18 protein-coding genes are annotated in these 18,964 nt (G+C 36.9%); 5 read left to right on the forward strand and 13 right to left on the reverse strand.

The window, feature by feature from the left end; genetic code table 11:
- The first annotated feature begins 3 nt into the window (after positions 1-3).
- Positions 4-948: a thiamine-phosphate kinase gene (gene thiL, locus MTZ49_RS06550; RefSeq protein ID WP_264747545.1), complete on the forward strand. Its 945-nt coding sequence runs from the start codon at positions 4-6 to the stop codon at positions 946-948.
- Here the strand turns inward: thiL and zapE are convergent.
- Positions 936-1,955, reverse strand: coding sequence for a cell division protein ZapE (zapE, locus tag MTZ49_RS06555; RefSeq protein WP_264747546.1), 1,020 nt, complete (start codon positions 1,953-1,955; stop codon positions 936-938). The two genes, thiL and zapE, sit on opposite strands and share 13 nt — an antisense overlap.
- Before the next feature lie 315 nt (positions 1,956-2,270).
- Between zapE and MTZ49_RS06560 the strand changes: the two genes are divergently transcribed.
- Positions 2,271-2,711 (forward strand): universal stress protein, encoded by a 441-nt coding sequence (locus tag MTZ49_RS06560; protein ID WP_264747547.1) that lies wholly within the window; start codon positions 2,271-2,273, stop codon positions 2,709-2,711.
- Positions 2,712-2,749: 38 nt separating this feature from the next.
- Positions 2,750-3,679, forward strand: coding sequence for a 4-hydroxyphenylacetate catabolism regulatory protein HpaA (hpaA, locus tag MTZ49_RS06565; RefSeq protein WP_264747548.1), 930 nt, complete (start codon positions 2,750-2,752; stop codon positions 3,677-3,679).
- A gap of 64 nt (positions 3,680-3,743) precedes the next feature.
- Here the strand turns inward: hpaA and hpaC are convergent, their stop codons facing one another.
- Together hpaC and hpaB are read right to left on the reverse strand one after the other, a co-directional pair.
- A complete protein-coding gene (gene hpaC / locus MTZ49_RS06570; RefSeq protein WP_264747846.1) occupies positions 3,744-4,244 on the reverse strand; it encodes a 4-hydroxyphenylacetate 3-monooxygenase, reductase component in 501 nt (166 codons plus the stop codon).
- 75 nt (positions 4,245-4,319) lie between these two features.
- Positions 4,320-5,885: a 4-hydroxyphenylacetate 3-monooxygenase, oxygenase component gene (hpaB, locus tag MTZ49_RS06575; protein ID WP_264747549.1), complete on the reverse strand. Its 1,566-nt coding sequence runs from the start codon at positions 5,883-5,885 to the stop codon at positions 4,320-4,322.
- Between the two features lie 245 nt (positions 5,886-6,130).
- Here hpaB and MTZ49_RS06580 point away from each other — a divergent pair, with 245 nt between their 5' ends.
- Positions 6,131-7,315 carry a Bcr/CflA family multidrug efflux MFS transporter gene (locus tag MTZ49_RS06580; RefSeq protein WP_264747550.1) on the forward strand — a complete coding sequence of 395 codons (1,185 nt, stop codon included), beginning with the start codon at positions 6,131-6,133 and terminating at the stop codon, positions 7,313-7,315.
- 2 nt (positions 7,316-7,317) lie between these two features.
- Here MTZ49_RS06580 and MTZ49_RS06585 read toward each other — a convergent pair whose 3' ends face one another.
- Positions 7,318-7,935, reverse strand: a complete 618-nt coding sequence (locus MTZ49_RS06585) for a hypothetical protein (protein ID WP_264747847.1) — start codon at positions 7,933-7,935, stop codon at positions 7,318-7,320.
- Between the two features lie 126 nt (positions 7,936-8,061).
- The gene (locus MTZ49_RS06590) at positions 8,062-9,456 is read right to left on the reverse strand and encodes an FAD-dependent oxidoreductase (protein WP_264747551.1); all 1,395 of its coding nucleotides are present in this window, start codon (positions 9,454-9,456) and stop codon (positions 8,062-8,064) included.
- A gap of 339 nt (positions 9,457-9,795) precedes the next feature.
- Here MTZ49_RS06590 and MTZ49_RS06595 point away from each other — a divergent pair, with 339 nt between their 5' ends.
- Complete coding sequence (locus MTZ49_RS06595) at positions 9,796-10,365, forward strand: YajG family lipoprotein (RefSeq protein ID WP_264747552.1); 570 nt, start codon at positions 9,796-9,798, stop codon at positions 10,363-10,365.
- Positions 10,366-10,540: 175 nt separating this feature from the next.
- Here MTZ49_RS06595 and hpaI read toward each other — a convergent pair whose 3' ends face one another.
- The 8 genes from hpaI to MTZ49_RS06635 all read right to left on the reverse strand — a co-directional run bounded on the left by hpaI (position 10,541) and on the right by MTZ49_RS06635 (position 18,952).
- Positions 10,541-11,341 carry a 4-hydroxy-2-oxoheptanedioate aldolase gene (gene hpaI, locus MTZ49_RS06600; RefSeq protein ID WP_264747553.1) on the reverse strand — a complete coding sequence of 267 codons (801 nt, stop codon included), beginning with the start codon at positions 11,339-11,341 and terminating at the stop codon, positions 10,541-10,543.
- Positions 11,342-11,365: 24 nt separating this feature from the next.
- Positions 11,366-12,169, reverse strand: a complete 804-nt coding sequence (hpaH, locus tag MTZ49_RS06605) for a 2-oxo-hept-4-ene-1,7-dioate hydratase (protein WP_264747554.1) — start codon at positions 12,167-12,169, stop codon at positions 11,366-11,368.
- A gap of 10 nt (positions 12,170-12,179) precedes the next feature.
- Entirely contained in the window at positions 12,180-13,463 is a 1,284-nt protein-coding gene (locus MTZ49_RS06610) for an MFS transporter (protein ID WP_264747555.1), read from the reverse strand.
- Positions 13,464-13,795: 332 nt separating this feature from the next.
- A complete protein-coding gene (locus tag MTZ49_RS06615; protein ID WP_264747556.1) occupies positions 13,796-15,094 on the reverse strand; it encodes an MFS transporter in 1,299 nt (432 codons plus the stop codon).
- 79 nt (positions 15,095-15,173) lie between these two features.
- The gene (locus MTZ49_RS06620; protein ID WP_264747557.1) at positions 15,174-15,560 is read right to left on the reverse strand and encodes a 5-carboxymethyl-2-hydroxymuconate Delta-isomerase; all 387 of its coding nucleotides are present in this window, start codon (positions 15,558-15,560) and stop codon (positions 15,174-15,176) included.
- A 195-nt stretch (positions 15,561-15,755) separates the two neighbouring features.
- Entirely contained in the window at positions 15,756-16,604 is an 849-nt protein-coding gene (hpaD, locus tag MTZ49_RS06625) for a 3,4-dihydroxyphenylacetate 2,3-dioxygenase (protein ID WP_264747558.1), read from the reverse strand.
- Positions 16,605-16,706: 102 nt separating this feature from the next.
- Complete coding sequence (gene hpaE, locus MTZ49_RS06630) at positions 16,707-18,167, reverse strand: 5-carboxymethyl-2-hydroxymuconate semialdehyde dehydrogenase (RefSeq protein ID WP_264747559.1); 1,461 nt, start codon at positions 18,165-18,167, stop codon at positions 16,707-16,709.
- Entirely contained in the window at positions 18,167-18,952 is a 786-nt protein-coding gene (locus MTZ49_RS06635) for a fumarylacetoacetate hydrolase family protein (RefSeq protein WP_264747560.1), read from the reverse strand. The genes hpaE and MTZ49_RS06635 overlap by 1 nt, the downstream gene beginning before the upstream one ends.
- Positions 18,953-18,964 lie beyond the last annotated feature (12 nt).

Raw genomic sequence — 18,964 nt, forward strand, 5'->3', positions numbered from 1 at the left:
CACATGGGGGAGTTTGAATTAATTCAACACTATTTCAAAAATGCTCCCTGTGCTACGTTAACCGATGTTATTTCTTTAGGGATTGGTGATGATTGTGCTTTATTAAAACCTAACCCTCAAACTGAAATAGCTATTTCTACAGATACCTTAGTCTCTGATGTGCATTTCCCATTAAATGGTGATCCCTTCTTTATAGCGCAACGTGCTTTAGCTGTTACAGTAAGCGATCTTGCTGCAATGGGAGCAAAACCTATTGGTTTTACTTTAGCTTTAACCTTACCAAAGGTTGATGAAAGTTGGCTACAAGCGTTTGCAGAGGGTTTATCTGTAAAAGCTAAAGAGTGTGCTATACAGTTAATAGGTGGTGATACTACCAAAGGCCCACTAGCAATAACTATTACAGTGCTGGGTGAAGTTCCTGATGGTAAAGCATTACGCAGAGATGGTGCACAAGTCGGTGATCTGTTATGTATTACAGATTACTTAGGTGAGGCTGCAGGGGCTTTGCCTATGGTGTTAGAAAATAAACCTTATGATTCATCTCCCCTCTTAAAACAATATTGGTCTCCTATTCCTCAATTAGAAATTGCTATGGCGTTGAGAGATAAAGCAACTGCTTGTTTAGATATTTCTGATGGGTTGTTAGCTGATTGTGGGCATATTGCTAAGGCTTCTCAAGTAGCATTGGTTATTGAGTTAGATAAGCTATGCTTAAGTACAAATTTACAGGCCAATTATCCCTTACAACAATGCCAGCAATTAGCTTTAACGGGTGGTGATGATTATCAATTAGCCTTTACTATTCCAAGTACTTATATAGCAGAGTTGCAAAGCCAGTACCCCAGTTTACAAGTAATTGGTAAAGTAGGACAAGGACAAGGTGTTAAGGTAATTGATAATAATGGAGAGCTACTATCTTTTATGATAAAGGGCTATCAGCACTTTTGAAGTTGATTAAGTCTACTGTGTGTTCTTACCATATCACCAATAGCTGCATTAGCTAAAGTTTGTTCTAGTGGGTGGTATGCCAAGAGATAAAGGCACTTATTTTGATCGTATAAAATATCAATGAGATTAATAAAGCGTTGTTGTGCGCCTATGCTCGTTTTATTGAGTAAAGGAACGTTATCTATTATCCACGTATCAAATGTTTCAGATAGAATAAGATAATCCATACTGGCTGTATTGCACTCACAAATATCTTCAAAGTTAAATAAAATAGAGTTATCAGAATAATGGACTGGAAAAAGCTCTCGATTACCTACTTGTATAGATATAGTCTGTTCATTGTATAGAGGTAAAGATAATTGTTGTCTTTGTTCAATTGATGCAGGGGTAATATAGTAGCCAGCAGTAAAGCCCTGTTTTTTTGCTTGGGGTAATGTACGGTAATCCGTTTCACCTGCAATATTAATAATCGTCATATGTTTTTCAATGAGTTTTATAGCAGGTAGAAAGCGCTCATGGTATAGCGGATTGGGTAATAGATCGCGTGGCGAATAGTTAGAGGTAGTAATCACTGCTATTTTGCGTTCAAATAAGGCTTTAAATAGCCTACTAATTAGCATGGCATCACCAATGTCATGCACATGAAACTCATCAAAGCATAGCAATCTACAATGTTCCAATAACTCATCTAATGCTTGATTAAGGGAGTCTTTGTGAGTTGAGTGTTGGAAAATTTTTTGATGAAGTTGTCTAAAAAAACTATGAAAATGAAAACGTTTTTTCTCTGCGATAGGAATACCTTCAAAGAAGATATTGAGTAACCAACTTTTGCCCCTGCCAACAGGTCCATAAAGATAGTAACTGGGGGGTGTGCTAATTTTTTTACCTGAACAGAGTAAACTACTTAAATGAGATAATTGCTTAATAGCCTGTTGTTGTACAGCATCAATTATATAATGTTGTTGTTGCGCTTGCTGTTGAAAATAATTTTCTAGTGAAAATATCATAATTAAAGGCTACAATTAAAGTAATAGTTTATTTTTATAGTAAAGAAGGCTTATAAACAAAATAACAAATTCGTTGTTTATTTTAAAGAATAGTTAGTTAGCTTTAAATAAATTTATTTATAATATGCCAACTTTCATAGTCAATGAAAGTTATAAAAAATAACTAGCTGTTATTAATAGCAGTTGTTAAATATGACTTTTATATGAAATATCATGTTGTTATAGTTCATAGTGTTGTCTAATATATAAAAAATATGTTATAAAAAAGTTTATTATTCTCAAAAGTAATTTTTTAAAAATTGATAAGGAAGTTTTATGTTTTCATCCGTGCTTATTGCCATTGATGGTTGGGAATATACAACACGTTTGCTTGATTTAGCGAAGCGTATTTGCGTTCTGAACACAAATATAGAAGTAATTTATGTTGATAATAATTTTTCAGGTAAGCTAAAAGATATTAAGTACATGGAAAATCTTACAGAAGCAGATATTGCAACGAGTCGTGAGCAAGTAATGCAAGATGCTTTATGTTATCTAAAAGTTACTGGTGATATCGATGCAAAAGGTATTATTGTTGGTGGTGATACTGCAGATGTTATTATTAAATACGCTAAAAAAATAAATTGTGATCTTATTCTTATGGGACATCGACATTTATCAAAGTTAAATCGTTTCTTTGATCCTTCTATTACTATAAAGGTTGTGAAAAAAGCACATTGTCCAGTGTTAGTTGATAGTTTAAGTAAATTAGATTAAGTTTATAATCATCGTTTAGTTATTTGCAGACAGCGGTTATGAACAAAGAAGATATTCCTAATATTAATATAGGGCAAGCTTATGATCAGCGTTATAAAGATGCTGATATCCATTATGAAGTATTAGGTAATTTGGCTGACTTTTTTGGACGTACCATGCGTACTCATCGTCATGATCGTTTCTTTCAAGTTCATTATGTTAAAAGTGGTGTTATTCATTTATTTTTAGATGAGCATCAATACCATGGTGAAGCGCCATTATTTTTTCTTACACCGCCTGTTGTGCCCCACTCTTTTGTTACAGAAGATGGTAGTGATGGGCATGTATTAACTGTACGACAACAAGTCATTTGGTCAATATTGGATGAAATTCCAGAATTAAAAAATAATTTTAAAGTAACACCTGCTTGTGTGGCTATCAATAAATTGCCTCAAGAGTTAATGGGGGAGGCTTACCATTTAGATTATTTGCTAGATCGATTGCGTAAAGAGGCTAGTTCTGCAAACTATATAGGTCAAGCAGCAGCATTGCAGGGATTAGTGAAGTTAATTTTTATTAGCATATTTCGTTTAGCTGACCAAAGTCATTTGTCAGCTGTAGACTCAATACAGTTTGAATCTACTCATATATTTCGTCAGTTTACAGAGCTTGTAGAGGAGCATTATAAAGCGCATTGGCTATTAAATGCTTATGCTAATATGATGAATATTACAGAAGCTAAATTAAATGAGATATGCCGCCAAATTGGTAATATTTCACCTAAGCAGCTTATCCATGATCGATTGATGCAAGAAGCAAAGTATTCATTATTATTCACTGAGCAAAGCATTATGGAAATTGGCTATTTACTGGGTTTTCAGGATCCTGCTTATTTCAGTCGGTTTTTTACAAGACAATCTGGGACAACTCCTAAAGACTATCGTAAAACTATGGCAAATCAGACATACCGTCAATATTTTATGCGTTAATGATGGTGGATGAAAAGGTCTTCAGAAAAAGACCTTTTTTAGTATCAATGAATTGAAAAATCAGTTAATTTCTAGGAATAGTATGGAATGCTCGGTTAAAGTAAGTTAAGCCATCACCATCATTTCTTACATTAATACCGTCTAATTCCACAAAGAATAGTGTATGTGTGCCCACTTCAGACATTTGTGAAATACGGCCTTGTAGGCTAGCTAATGCATCATTTAACACAGGTAGGGTATGAAGCCCTTCTTGCCAATCATGTAAATCAAAACGGTTACACATTTCAACGCCCGTCATGCCTGCAAAGTGTTGAGCTACTTCAAGATGATTGGCTGATAATACATTAACACAAAGGTGACCATTTTCTTTAAAGACAGCATTCATTTCACTATTACGGTTAATACACACTAGGATTGTTGGTGGTGTATCTGTAATAGAGCATACTGCTGTTGCTGTAATACCGCATCGCCCAGATTTACCGTTGGTAGTAATCACATTAACAGCTGCCGCCATAGAGGCCATTGAATTACGAAACGCTTTTTGAGTAGGGGTTAGTTCTATCATAGTCATTTTTTATTTTTCGCCTTTCTAAGCTAAGTAGTATATCACTACTTAGCTTGTTTTTGTTATAACGCTTATCTATTGGCGGATTTTATCCAACATATTGAAGTCATCTGGATTATGCAGATGAGGAACTTTCCAACCATCAAGATCATAATCAGATAGACATTTATCAACAAGATCTAACATTTTTTGCATTGAGCCAGAAGCACGTGCATGAGCTAAACACTGTAAGCGTACTTCATCTTGGTTACCTGCATAGTTGATCTCATAAAGTTCATGGCGACCTGCAAATTCACTACCAATAGCATCCCATAATAGTTTTAAGATTTTAATACGGTCTTGGTGGCCGATATCAGCAGAACCACGGCAGTAAACACTTAAATATTTATCTAATTCAGGGTTTTTAAGATCACGCGCACCTGAAGGTAAGTAAATAAGACCACTGGCAACGGTTTGTTCAACAATTTTCTTAATGGCTGGGTAAGCTGTTGAAGTAAGATTACGATAGACATGCATTGGTTCGTTACCTGGTAGGTAAGCACCATTTTTCCAAGGAGCTGCCGTTGACCACATAGCATCGGTTAATGCCCAATACATATTACGCCATGCTACTACTTCACCTACTTGGGCTGATACCCCACGGAAGTCTAATGCTCCCGTACATTCTAGAGCCTTAACTAGAGCACCTGTTAAAAAGTCTAATTTAACCGCTAAACGCACAGTTGCTTGCATTAAGAATAGGCGACCGAAACCACCTTCACCAAACCAACGTTTACAAAGATCAAAGTCACGGTAGATAAATACATTTTCCCATGGAATAAATACATTATCTAAGATCAAGATTGCATCGTTTTCATCAAAACGACTAGATAATGGGTAATCGAAAGGAGAACCTGTCATACCTGCCATTAATTCATAAGAAGGGCGGCAGATTAATTTAACACCTTTAGCATTCATTGGTGTTAAGAACATTAGAGCGAAATCAGTATTATCACCTAATAGCTGTGCAGAACCTTGTCCAATAAAGTTGTAGTGAGTTAATGCAGAGTTAGTTGCAACTACTTTTGCACCACTTACATAGATACCTTCTGCTGTTTCTTTTTTAACAGAAACAAATACATCTTTTACTTGGTCAACAGGTTTATTACGATCAATAGGAGGGTTAACAATAGCATGGTTTAAATATAAGCAACTTTCTTGAATACGCTTGTACCAATCTCTTGCATTTTGTTCAAATTTACCATAAAACTCAGGGTTTGCACCTAATACATCACCAAAGGCTGCTTTATAGTCAGCAGTACGACCCATCCAACCATAAGACATTCTTGCCCAAGCGGCAATAGCATCACGTTGTTCACGTAACTCTTCTGGACTACGAGCATAACGGAAGAATTTATGAGTATAACCGCCATTGCCTGTATCTGTTTCCCAGCATAATTCATCTTTTGTTTCTGGATCATGTAAAGCATCGTATAGTTTTGCTACAGAGGCAGCAGCGTTACGAAATGCGGGATGGGTGGTTATATCTTCAACCTTATCACCATAGATATAAATTTCACGGCCATCTCTTAAGCTTTCTAAGAATTCTGCACCCGTAAAAGGACGTTTAGTATCTGCGCGATAATCTTCTGGTTTTTTCATTATTTGTTAACTCCAATTTTATTTTTATTTGATTGCCTATTTATAATGCCTTGAGTTAATTTTAAAAAGAATGTTTTTTTCCTTGAAAAAATGGTACTTTTCATAAAAAACAGCCAGTTTTTGTAATCTAATGTGAAATATTATTGATCTTGCGCATTGAATTAATTTTTTCTGATAGAATGGTAAATTAAAATAATGATGGAAATAAGAGCACTTGCTATTTATATAAAAATAAGGAGTTTAAAGTGTCTTCTTCAATTAAATTAGAACGTGGGATATCTGTTCCTTTCTTAGTTTTATTAGCAGCATTGGTAGCTTTTGGGCCATTATCAATCGATATGTATTTGCCTAGTTTGCCGACTATTGCAGAAAACTTAGGTGCCTCTCAAGCAAAAGTACAGTGGAGTATTAGTGGCTTTTTAGTAGGCTTTTGTATTGGTATGTTGTTTTATGGCCCTTTATCTGATCGGTACGGTCGTAAAACTATTTTAATTATTGGTATTTTCCTATATTTATTAAGCAGTTTAGCTTGCTTTATGGCTGCCTCAGCAGACCAATTAGTTTTATTTCGGATTATTCAAGCTATTGGCGGTGGCGCTGCTTCGGTATTAGCAAGGGCAATAGTACGAGACTTATTACCATTAGATAAAGCAGCGCATACCTTATCAATTATGCATGTTGTTACGATGATCGCGCCTTTAATAGCACCCTTAATAGGTGGCTATTTAATGTTATGGTTTGGTTGGCGCTCATTATTTTTAGTTTTATTTTTATTTGGCTTAGTATGTTTTATTTCAGTGTTATGTATTAAAGAAACGCATCCAGTAGAACGGCGAGGAGGGAGTATTGCTAAGGCTTTTAGTGCCTATTGGCATATTCTTTTAAATAAAAATGCGTTAGGTTATATCCTATGTATGGGAATGACTTTTGCTGGTATGTTTGCTTATATTACAGGTTCTTCATTCGTTTTTATTAAGTATTTTGGTGTGCCAGACCAGTATTTTGGCTGGATTTTTGGTTTAAATATTATAGGGATTATGATTGTTACGTTTACTGCTAGTCATTTTGTTAAGCAGTATGGGCCTCGTCCTATTTTACGAATAGGAACTACAATAGCTTGTTTAGCAGGTGCTTTTTTATTGGTAGTTGCCTATTTTGAGTGGGGTGGCATGTGGTCAATAATGTTATTTATATTTTGTTTTGTCTCTGTAACAGGAACAGTTGGTGCTAATTGTATTGCCTGTTTAATGTCTTTATATCCTAAGCAAGCAGGTGCAGCTTCTGCATTAGCGGTAGCTGCTCAATTTGGTTTAGGTTTTATTGCCAGTTTTGTAGTAGGTTTATTGCATTTCCATGGTGCTATGAATATGGCATTAGTGGTGGCTTTTTGTGGCTTTGCAGGTTTTATGGCTTTGCGTATGGTTGATTAAACTCATACACCCAGTATCCATTCCCAAAAACCTTGTGGTTTCATGAGTTCTTCCTTGCAAGAACTGTATTGTGCGCCATAGTTGCTAGAGCGAGTTTTTACTTTTTGTGCTACACCTAGTAACCACGATTTGCTGTTATAGGTCTTACGCTTATAACCCCCCCAACCTTCGTGATAATTTAAGTATTGGTTATAGGCATCCCATTTAGAAACACCATTAACTTTTTGTGTTTTATCCATATACCAGCCAATAAAGTCCATGCTATCGGCAAAATTATTACGTTTAGCGCCAGAGTTACCAGTGTCCTTTATATAGTCATTCCATGTCATTGTTTGTGCTTGGGCAAAACCATAAGCGGTAGATACACGCCCCCAAGGAATAATCCATAAAATATATTTACGTGGTGGGAGAGCAGAACCATCAAATTTTGATTCTTGGTGCATAAAAGCCATAGGAACTTGTGGTGGAACGCCCCATCTACGCTCAGTATTTAAAGAAGCCTTGTACCAATGACGTTTTTCTTTATAAATACTGCAGATATTATCAAGATTTTGAGGAGGGCGATCTGCACAGCCAGTTATAACAACTAATAATATAAGGGGTAATAGGTATTTTCCAATAGGCATGGGATCATTCCATTCTAGAATCTTTCGAACTAGCCAATTATCTTAACATGTTAGCGCTATATATGCAGAATATAAACATAAAAAAACCGCCAATTAGGCGGTTTTTTTGGGGAAATATGATTAAACTTCAGCCAGTGAGTTTTCACTAGGGCGATCTATTTCTCTTAGTTCTACTTCACCACTTAATAATTCTTCTTCAAAAGCTTGTTTATCAATATTGCAGTTCAAGAAGTTTGCAATTAGATACATGTCTTTTTCAGCATTACCAAGGCATGAAGTACCACCAGGTGAAGGCGTCATATTAAATACAATACCTGTACCTGGATTAATTTTTGCTTCACCCATCATTAGTTTTTGTTGTTTTTTGTCGATCACTTGGGGACGAATACCACCAAAGCCGCGGGCAAATGTAATATCTTTAACTTCTAATGTAGGAATGATTTTCTTAATTTCTTTTAAGAATAAGCGTTCACGTAAAAAAGGCACTTCATACATAAAGTTACGGAAGATATAACGACGTATATCGGAAACTTTAAGTAGTTTCCACAGTGCTTTCATAACACCACTGCTTAAACTAAATACTTTCCAGAAATCTAAGAAGGTTTTGAGGTTATGACGTTCTAAAACAGGTAATACTAATGCAGTAGGTCCAAAGCGAGTTTTGCCAGGCACTGAAACATCAGGGTCGCCATGTACTGCCGCAAATGGTAAATTAGGGTTTTGTACAGTATATACTTTACCTTGTAGCAGTTGCGGTGTGAAATAGTAAGAACCAGCCATTGGTAAACAGGCAAAGTCTTTACCATAACCCATTTGGTGAGCAAATAATAAGGAGTGTCCACCTGCGGCGACTACTATATATTTTGCTTCCATTACACCAGCATTTTCAGTATGTACTTGGAAAATGTCACCAACTTTTTCAATTTTAGTGACAGGCGTAGCTAGCATGACATCACAGGTTTGGTTTTTAGTCTCAGAGAATTTTTTGGCGTTTTTAATAAAGGATTCAGAGAGGGTATGGTAGTTACAAGCGGTATATTCATCAGTAGCACCAAGTGCATAAATTTCTTCTGATTCAGGTCTACCCTCTACAATTTTGGGTTCTATTTCGGCTATTCCCTCACGCCCTAGCTCTTTCAGATTTGGGTACAGCTCTTTAAAAGTCTTAAACCTTTCACGTAAAGAATCACATTCTGTCTTTCCTACACCTAACACCATTTTAGGGTATTTTGAAATGATGTTATCACGTTCTTCAGCAGGCAATTTAGTGGCATAGTTTACAATCATACAAGCAGTGCGTTTAGTAACACGTGCTTTTTCTAATGTGTAATTGGTTTCTATGTCGCCTTGGTGAATGGTTTGGCTATTGTTACAACTTTTCGAGTTAACTGCTGCTACTTGGGGGTACTTTTCTAAAAGACCAATAGCTTGAAGGTCTGTAAAGCGGCTTAGTTGATATAGCAGCGCTGTACCAGAAACACCACCACCAATGATTAGCACGTCATACGTTTTCATATGCTCGTCACACTCTTATTTATTAGTAAATTAATAAGCTACTATCTTGCTGGCTAAGCAAATAGTTAATTTTTGTTTGTGTAGATGTTTTATAAATAAACTACGTTTTATACTGACAATAGAAAACGAGAAAATATCCATTGTTTTTTTTAAAACGACCATTTCTAAAAAACATGGCTGTAGATTATACCGATGAAATGCTATGTAGGTCTATTTGTTATACAAAATATCTTCAATAAATTAATTAAAATATATTTTGTATAGTTTTTATTAAGGTAATATAGAGGTTATGTGATTATACTACAGCAAGTGTGAATAGTTTACTTGGAGACTTTTGAAATGATATTTCGGCAAGGATTATTAGTGTGTTTAATGTCAGTAGGTTTATTAACAGGTTGTGCATTAAGCCCACAACAATTAACGCCTAATCCGATAATTACGCAGGCTTTACCTCAGGTAGGGCATGGTCAAACGGTTAATGTAAAAGTAACAGATAGTCGTAGCACAGAGATTATAGGTACACGTGGTGGATTATATGCTTCTACCAGTAACATTAACTTACAAGCTAATGATATTGTGCCAAAATTACAGCAGCAAGCTGAGCAAGCATTAACTAATATGGGATATAAACCACAAACAGGTGGTGATATAACATTAAATATTATTATTGATAGTATTACTTATCAGGCTACTGATAGCTCATTGGCTAATGGGGCAGATATAAAAGCCGTATTGCGTTCACAATTACAGACACCTAGCAAAACCTATAATGGGCGTTATACATCGAGTGTTTCACAAAGTTTTGCTTCTGCACCTAGCTTAGAAACTAATAATAAATTAGTAGCAGAAGTGTTAACCAATGCATTGACTAGTTTATTTAAAGATTCTCATTTAACTGACGCAATGTAATGGTTGTATAGTTATAAAAAAAGCCATGATAGCTTACTGACTATCATGGCTTTTTTGTTACAAGAGGTATAGGTTATTGCTATACAATTTTAGACGAGGCGAATGGCTGAAGACAGTACAACTAGTACGGCAAAGTCATTCAACGACGTATAAAAATGTAGGGCAATAGCTATATCTAGTAAACACCACCGCTTTGTGTGGTAGTGGTTTTACCTTTGAATTCATCAGCTAGGTTTTTTAATGATTGCATAAAAATACTAGTATCAGTACCTACAGCTACAAAGTTACAGCCTAGTTCAATATAACGTTTAGCCAATGTTTTATCAGCCATTAAAATACCAGACGCTTTACCTGCTCGTTTTATACGTTTAAAAGCATCTTCAATAGCATTTTGTACATCAGGGTGTTTAGGGTTGCCTAAGTGCCCTAATGAAGCGGATAAATCAGCAGGACCAATGAATACACCATCGACACCTTCAGTATTGATGATAGCATCTAAGTTATTTAAGCCTGCTTTTGTTTCAATCTGAACTAATAAGCAAAGTTCATCACCTGCTTTATGTAAGTAGTCAGGTACGGTATTCCAACGAGAAGCACGGGCTAGCGCACTACCTACGCCACGAATGCCTTTTGGTGGATAGTGCATGGCTTTGACAAGTTCAGCTGCTTGTTCTGCCGTATCAACCATTGGAATTAATAAAGTTTGCGCACCAATATCTAGTAATTGTTTAATAATGGCTGTATCACCGATACGAGGACGAATCACAGGTTGACTTGTATAAGGGGCAATGGCCTGTAATTGCTCAAGTAGCGTGCGTAGATCATTAGGTGCATGTTCGCCATCTAGTAATAACCAATCAAAATCTGCATTGGCTGCTAATTCAGCTGTATAGGCATTCGCTAATCCCAACCATAAACCAATAATTGGTTCACCGCTTTGTAAGCGTCTTTTAAAATGATTAACAGGGAGTTCCATTATATTTTCCTAGTTTTAGTGATATTAAACAAAACGACATGCAATAGAGCCCAATGGACCATATTCAACATGGAAAGTATCACCAGGGTTGGCATCAACGGGACGAGTAAATGAACCACCCAATACAATTTCTCCTGCATTAAGTGTTACTCCATAAGGTGATAATTTATTAGCAAGCCATGCTACACCTTTAGCGGGATGATTAAGTACTGCTACAGATACACCTGACTCTTCAACCACACCATTTTTATAGAGAATACCTGGGATTGAACGTAAATCTATATCCATTGGTCGAATGGGGCGACCGCCTAAAATAATACCTGCATTTGCCGCATTGTCAGAAATAGTATCAAATACTTTGCGGGTTACTTTAGTTTCTGGATCAACACGTTGAATACGAGCATCAATAATTTCTAAGGCAGGTACTACATATTTGGTGGCATCTAATACATCAAAAATAGTACAGTTTGGCCCACGCAATGGTTTTTCAAGAATAAAAGCTAATTCAACTTCAATACGAGGTACGATAAAACGACTATGTGGAATATCCGTACCTTCTTCAAATAACATATCATCTAATAACGTACCATAATCAGGTTCTGTAATATTAGAAGACATTTGCATAGCACGAGAAGTTAAACCAATTTTATGCCCAATCATTTTACGGCCATCATTAATTTTTTTCTCAACCCATGCTTGTTGAATAGCATAAGCATCTTCAATGGTCATATCTGGATGTTGAAGAGAGAGCTGTTTTATTTGAGTACTGTTACGTTCAGCTTCATCTAAACGTTCTACTGCTTCTTGAATAGATTTATTATCGATCATTATTTTTTCCTTAATGTTTCAAAGAGCGTGCAGGGATTAATAATACCAGTAAAGCACCTAAAGCAATAAGTATTGCCAGAATATAAAGACCTATACTGGTGGAACCTGTGTTGGTTTTTACCCAGCCAATTAAATAAGGGGCTAGGAATGAAGCCAGATTACCTAATGAGCTGACTAAAGCAATGCCAACAGCTGCATTTTGGTTACTTAGAAATGCCGGTGGAATTTGCCAGAACATAGGTAGTGCTGTACCTACCCCCATTGTGGCGACGCTTAGGAACAACATTAATATAACTAAGTTGTCAGTAAATAATCCAGCGCCAATAAAGCCAAAGGTTACCATGAATAATGGGACAATCAAATGCCACCGGCGTTCATTATTTCTATCTGCTGAAGCACCTGTAGCAATCATAAATACACAGGCCAGTATCCAAGGGATAGCAGTTAATAAGCCAACGTGAGTCTTATTTTCAACACCTGTGGTGGAAATCAAATCAGGCATCCAAAAGTTTACTGCATTCATTCCTAACATTACGGCAGAATATATGCCAAATAATATATACAGCTTAGGTTCTTTAATAAATTCTATAAGAGAGTTGGTACTGCTTTCTTTTTTACCCTCTTCACTATGCAATTCTTTTTCAAGTTGTAGTTTTTCGTCTTGGGTTAGCCAGTTAACATGTTTATAGCTGTCAGGAAGACAAACAAGCACTACTGCACCTAATATAACAACGGGTAAACCTTCCAGTAGTAACATCCACTGCCAACCATGCAAGCCAGCAGAACTATGGAAAGTTTGAATAATCCAACCTGATAGTGGCCCACCAAAAATACTGGCCATAGGTACTGCTAAGGTAAACATGGCAGTGATCTTGCCACGATAGCGAGCAGGGAACCAACGATTGATATAAACTAAGATGCCAGGAAAGAAACCAGCCTCTGCCATACCTAATAAGAAACGTAGTACATAGAATTGCGTACTATTTTGGGCAAACATCATGCCTGTTGAGCAGATTCCCCAAAATAACATCATAAAGGCAATCCAGCGTCTTGGGCCAAATTTATCTAGCAACATATTACTAGGAACGCCAAAGATCATGTAAGAGATAAAAAACAGACCTGCCCCAAAACCATACATAGCATCTGTGAGGCCAAGATCAATACTCATTGTACCTTTCGCGAAACCAATATTAACTCGGTCAAGATGAGCAAATATATAACAGATGAGGAGTAAAGGGACTATACGTAAGGTGATCGTACGAATAGTATGATTCGTAGTGACATGTGCATTCATGCAGTGATGGCTCCCATTATTTTTTATTTTAAAAATTTAATGAAGTTTTATTGTTATGACTGATCTTGGTAGAACTACATAAAGTAGTAATAATTACTCTAATTTGCTAAACCAAGCGTTATATTTCTTATAAGTATATTTTTTGAAAACAGATTATTTAAGGACTCACAAAGTAAGTGTTGCATAGCTATTACCTTTTATTTTTATTAGTAAATTAATAGTGAATTTATAAAACTTTGACATGAATCAGTTATTTTGTCAATTAATTAAATGTTATAAAAAAGGCCATTTAGCGGGTTAACTAAATGACCTTTTAATAACACTTTAGAAGTTTAATGTGTGTTGGCTGCTTGCTGTTGTGGTGGATTTATTAGCAGTACTAAACCTGCACCACAAACAATTAATAAGGCCAAAATATATAAGCCAATACTGGGTGAGCCTCCAGTCATATCTTTTACCCAACCAATTAAGTAAGGTGCAAGGAATCCAGCAAGATTACCTAGTGAACTGACTAAAGCAATACCTGCAATGGCATCTTTACTGGTTAAGAACATGGGCGGAATTTGCCAAAACATTGGTAATGCAGTGGCTGCACCCATAATAGAGATACTTAAGAAAGTCACCACTAGCACAGTGCTATGGGTAAATAGTCCTGTACCAATAAAGCCAATAGCAGCCATCAGTAATGGCACTATTAAGTGCCAACGGCGCTCATTGTGCCGATCAGCAGACATACCTGTAACAATCATAAAAATACAAGATAAGCCCCAACAGAAAGAGGTGAGTAAACCTACCGTTGTTTCAGTTTCTACACCACTGCTTTTAATTAAGTTTGGCATCCAAAAATTATTGGCATTAATGCCAAGCATTACAGCAAAATAGATACCAAATAGTAACCATAATTTAGCATCTTTAATAAAGGCTAATAATGGCATATTGGCTTTTGCTGATTCCTCATGATGTTGTTCATAATCTAATTGCTGTTTTTCTTCATCCGTTAACCATTGTACATCTTTATAATGATCTGGCAGGTAGCACATAATGACGATGCCTAATAACACAACAGGTAGCCCTTCTAGTAAGAACATCCATTGCCAACCATGCATGCCGGATGAACCATGGAAGAAGTCGATAATCCAACCAGAAATAGGAGCGCCTAATACGCTGGCAAGAGGAACTGCTAGGGTAAACATGGCGGTGATTTTGCCACGACGACGGGAGGGAAACCAACGATTAATATAAATAAGAATACCAGGAAAAAAGCCTGCTTCTGCTACACCCAGTAAAAATCTGAGAATATAAAATTCAACATGGTTACTGATAAACATAGTAGCGGTTGAGAGTAGTCCCCATATTACCATGATTAAGGCAATCCAACGGCGAGGCCCAAACTTTTCTAACATCATATTGCTGGGTACACCAAACAACATATAGGCGATAAAAAATAATCCTGCTCCTGTCCCATACATTGTATGAGTTAGCCCTAAGTCAAGACTCATAGAGTCTTTAGCAAAACCAATATTGACTCGGTCAAGATGGGCGAATACATAGCAGATTAACAATAAAGGAATTAAGCGCAATGTGATATTGCGCACAACCTTGTCACTCACAGGTTTTATATTTGTGTTCATAATCCAGTTATCTTGTAGTTGTTATAAAAAACTAAATATTGTGTTTATTATGTTGGTAAATACAGGTTAATGAGCCATGCTATTGGTTAGCAAGAAAAGCATGGATATTATTTTGTTTATAGTTTAAATCAGCATTCAATTCTTCCATTTCAAAAGAGAGTGCTAGTAAGCGTTTTGACTGCAACTCAGCAAAGTGTTGTTTAATGGTTGCAAATAATTGATCAGCTACTTTTTTGCGTGTCTCTAAATCTCGACCTGCACCTGCTTTTAAGGTCATATGAATAAATGCATAGTCATGTTTAGCATCAGCCATACGGAAAATATCCATACGAATAGCACGACTACGAATCCCTCCCAACGGGAAAACACCACTATCACCTAACACTTGATGTACTTTCTCAAAGAGGCCAGGGAAATCTGCAATACCTTCTAAATTAGCAGAGTATTCAGCGATAAAATGAGGCATTTTAAGTATTTCTCCATATCTTGTTAAAGGACTTATTATAGTTATTGCCCTACAAAATTATACGTTGTTGAATGACTTTGCTTTACTAGTTGTAATGTCTTCAGTCATTCGCTTTGTCTAAAATTGTATAGTAACAGTTATAGGTTAAAAAACCTGTACTTTTTAGGGTACAGGTTTACTATAAGACTTTGTGGTTTATGCTACAGGGAATATGGCGTTAACTTGCCCTGTACCAGAACTTGCAAATAGTTCTGTGACAAATTCAACTTTGCCTTTGTAGTTTTCACCACCTAAAGCACCTAGTAACATAGCGGTGTCGTGCATGCCACCTTCACCAAAGCAGCTAGCCGCATAATCACCTAACATCGAGCAAAACTCAGGCCATTGACCCTTTTTCCACATTTCTACTACTTGTAAGTCAACTTGATGATCGAATTCTCGAGTGTAAGCATCAAAGCATTTCTCTGCAATACGGTCATAAGCAAAACGGTGTGAAAGAGAACCACTAGCCAAAATAGCAACAGTACCATCATATTCTTGAATTGCTTCAGTTACTGCTGCACCTAACGCACGACTATCTTCTAGATCATGTGAAGTACAGAAAGCAGAAATAGAAACCACTTTGAATTTGTTATCTGAGTTCATATAGCGCATAGGCACTAGGGTACCGTATTCAAGTGCTAATGAGGGGATACGATGAGATAATGCACGTACTTTCTTTTTAACAGCATAACTGGCGATCATATCTGCTAGTTCAGGATTACCATAATATTCATATTCCATATCACGAATAAAATGTGGTAATTCATGACTTGTGTAAATGCCTTTGAAATGATCATTAGCGTTAATATGAAAACCACTATTAACTAACCAATGGGTATCAAATACCACCATGGTATCAACACCTAGTTCACGGCAACGGCGGCTAATTTCTTTGTGTCCATCAATTGCAGCTTGGCGGCAACCATTGGTTTTGCCTGGTAATTCAGAAAGATACATTGATGGTACATGCGTTACTTTTGCAGCAAATGCTAACTTTCCCATGCTGAGTCTCCAACTATTATTTTTATCAGTAAAATATTATATTTATTCAGTATTACTTATTTAGTTTTAGTTAGGCTCTATAGTGAGCCTAACTGAAAGTTGTTAAACCCCCCAACGAGGGATATGGTGACTACCCATAGAAATACACACATTTTTAATTTCTGTGAACACTTCGAAGCTATATTCTCCACCTTCACGGCCTGTTCCGCTAGCTTTAACACCACCGAAAGGTTGACGTAAGTCACGAACGTTTTGACTATTAATAAACACCATACCTGCTTCAATACCACGGGCAACACGATGGGCTTTGCCAAGGTCATTAGTCCAGATATAAGATGCCAAACCATATTCCACATCATTCGCTAGTCTTAAGCCTTCTGCTTCATCTTTAAACTTAATTAAACACACTACTGGACCAAAGATTTCTTCTTGGGCAATCCGCATTTGATTATCAACATCAGCAAATACAGTAGGTTGAATAAATTGACCTTTTGAAAGGTGAGCAGGTAAGTTAGCAGGGCGTTCTAAACCACCCGCTAATAATTTAGCCCCTTCATCCATACCAATTTTGATATAGCCCGTTACTTTGTCGTAATGCTGTTGTGTAATCATTGAGCCAACTTGGGTATTCGGATCAGTAGGATCACCAACAATTAAGCGTTTAGCACGAGCAGCGAATTCAGCGACAAATTTGTCGTAAACACTTTCTTGAATAAAGATACGAGAACCGGCAGTACAACGTTCGCCATTTAACGAGAAAATAGTGAATAGTGCCGCATCTAATGCTCTATCTAAATCAGCATCTTCAAAAATTAATACAGGTGACTTACCCCCAAGTTCCATAGAATATTTTTTGATACCTGCTGAAGCCATAATGCGACGACCAGTAGCAGTACCGCCTGTAAATGATACAGCACGTACATCATGATGTTGTGCTAAGGCTGCCCCAGCTGTAGCACCATAACCTTGAATTACGTTTAAGACACCTGCTGGAATGCCTGCTTCTAATGCTAATTGGCCTAACTCATAAGCAGTTAAAGGGGATAGCTCAGACATTTTTAAAACAGCCGTGTTACCTAAGGCTAAACATGGCGCTGTTTTCCAAGTGGCTGTCATAAAAGGTACGTTCCAAGGCGAGATCAAACCACATACACCTACTGGTTGGTAGAGAGTGTAGTTGAGCATTTGATCATCTACTGGGTAGGTATGGCCATCCATACGGGTACAAACTTCCGCAAAGAAATTGAAGTTGTGGGAAGCACGTGGAATTAATACGTTTTTAGTTTGGTGAATGGGTAAACCCGTATCTTTAGTTTCTAGTTCAGCAATTTTAGGCACATTCTTATCAATTAATTCACCTAAGTTACGCATTAAACGTGCACGTTCTTTTGCTGGTGTGTTAGCCCATTTGGGGAAAGCTTCTTTAGCCGCAGCTACTGCTTCATTCACTTCTTTTTCACCACCACTCGCTACTTCGCAGATTTCTTCCATGGTAGCAGGGTTGTAGTTTATAAAGGTTTCTTTACTTTCAACTTCTTTGCCATTAATCCAATGTTTTAACATTATTTTTCTCCAATTGCATTAGTACCATATTTTTCAAAGAATTCTTTTTCGGTAACAATAAAGTTAGTTAAGCTACCAATACCTTCCATTTCCACAACCACTTTATCGCCAGGCTTAACATCAGATAAGCCTTTTGGAGTACCTGTGGCAATCATGTCACCTGGTTGTAAGGTCATAAAACTAGAAAGATATTCAATTAAATAAGGTACATTAAAAATCATATCTGCGGTGGTACCCTCTTGGCGTAACTCACCATTAACCCATGTGCGTAAGGTTAGTTTAGAGGGGTCTGGGACTTCATCAGCAGTAATAATATAAGGGCCTACTGGGGTAGTGCAGTCACGATTTTTAACCCGTAGGTTAGGACGATAGTAGTTTTCTAAAAAATCACGGATAGCATAGTCATTGCAAAGGGTATAGCCAGCTAAGTAGGATAAAGCATCGGCTTGGCTCACATTACGGGCTTTTTTACCAATCACAGCTACTAGTTCACACTCATAGTGCATGTAGTCAACATTATCTGGGCGCCATGTATGGCATAAGTGACCTGTATAGGTAGTAGGCGCTTTAATAAATACTAAGGGTTCAGTGGGCGCTTTAAACTCAAGTTCAGCAGCGTGGTCAGCATAGTTCAAACCTAATGCAAACATATTACCAGTAGCAGGTGGTAACCACTCAACTTCTGTTTCTTGTAAGAGGCGACCGTCTTTTAAGCGAACAGCATTATTTTCTTCAACCATTACTTCAAAGTTTTCACCTTGATAGCGGATACGAGCATATTTCATAGTTAGGACTCC

Origin of the sequence: Entomomonas sp. E2T0, assembly GCF_025985425.1 — a bacterium.
GTDB lineage: Bacteria > Pseudomonadota > Gammaproteobacteria > Pseudomonadales > Pseudomonadaceae > Entomomonas.

Coding starts and splice junctions, on each gene's coding strand:
- thiL (WP_264747545.1), top strand. CDS start 4: ATGGGGGAGTTTGAATTAATTCAACACTATTTCAAAAATGCTCCCTGT.
- zapE (WP_264747546.1), bottom strand. CDS start 1,955: ATGATATTTTCACTAGAAAATTATTTTCAACAGCAAGCGCAACAACAA.
- MTZ49_RS06560 (WP_264747547.1), top strand. CDS start 2,271: ATGTTTTCATCCGTGCTTATTGCCATTGATGGTTGGGAATATACAACA.
- hpaA (WP_264747548.1), top strand. CDS start 2,750: ATGAACAAAGAAGATATTCCTAATATTAATATAGGGCAAGCTTATGAT.
- hpaC (WP_264747846.1), bottom strand. CDS start 4,244: ATGATAGAACTAACCCCTACTCAAAAAGCGTTTCGTAATTCAATGGCC.
- hpaB (WP_264747549.1), bottom strand. CDS start 5,885: ATGAAAAAACCAGAAGATTATCGCGCAGATACTAAACGTCCTTTTACG.
- MTZ49_RS06590 (WP_264747551.1), bottom strand. CDS start 9,456: ATGAAAACGTATGACGTGCTAATCATTGGTGGTGGTGTTTCTGGTACA.
- MTZ49_RS06595 (WP_264747552.1), top strand. CDS start 9,796: ATGATATTTCGGCAAGGATTATTAGTGTGTTTAATGTCAGTAGGTTTA.
- hpaI (WP_264747553.1), bottom strand. CDS start 11,341: ATGGAACTCCCTGTTAATCATTTTAAAAGACGCTTACAAAGCGGTGAA.
- hpaH (WP_264747554.1), bottom strand. CDS start 12,169: ATGATCGATAATAAATCTATTCAAGAAGCAGTAGAACGTTTAGATGAA.
- MTZ49_RS06610 (WP_264747555.1), bottom strand. CDS start 13,463: ATGAATGCACATGTCACTACGAATCATACTATTCGTACGATCACCTTA.
- MTZ49_RS06615 (WP_264747556.1), bottom strand. CDS start 15,094: ATGAACACAAATATAAAACCTGTGAGTGACAAGGTTGTGCGCAATATC.
- MTZ49_RS06620 (WP_264747557.1), bottom strand. CDS start 15,560: ATGCCTCATTTTATCGCTGAATACTCTGCTAATTTAGAAGGTATTGCA.
- hpaD (WP_264747558.1), bottom strand. CDS start 16,604: ATGGGAAAGTTAGCATTTGCTGCAAAAGTAACGCATGTACCATCAATG.
- hpaE (WP_264747559.1), bottom strand. CDS start 18,167: ATGTTAAAACATTGGATTAATGGCAAAGAAGTTGAAAGTAAAGAAACC.
- MTZ49_RS06635 (WP_264747560.1), bottom strand. CDS start 18,952: ATGAAATATGCTCGTATCCGCTATCAAGGTGAAAACTTTGAAGTAATG.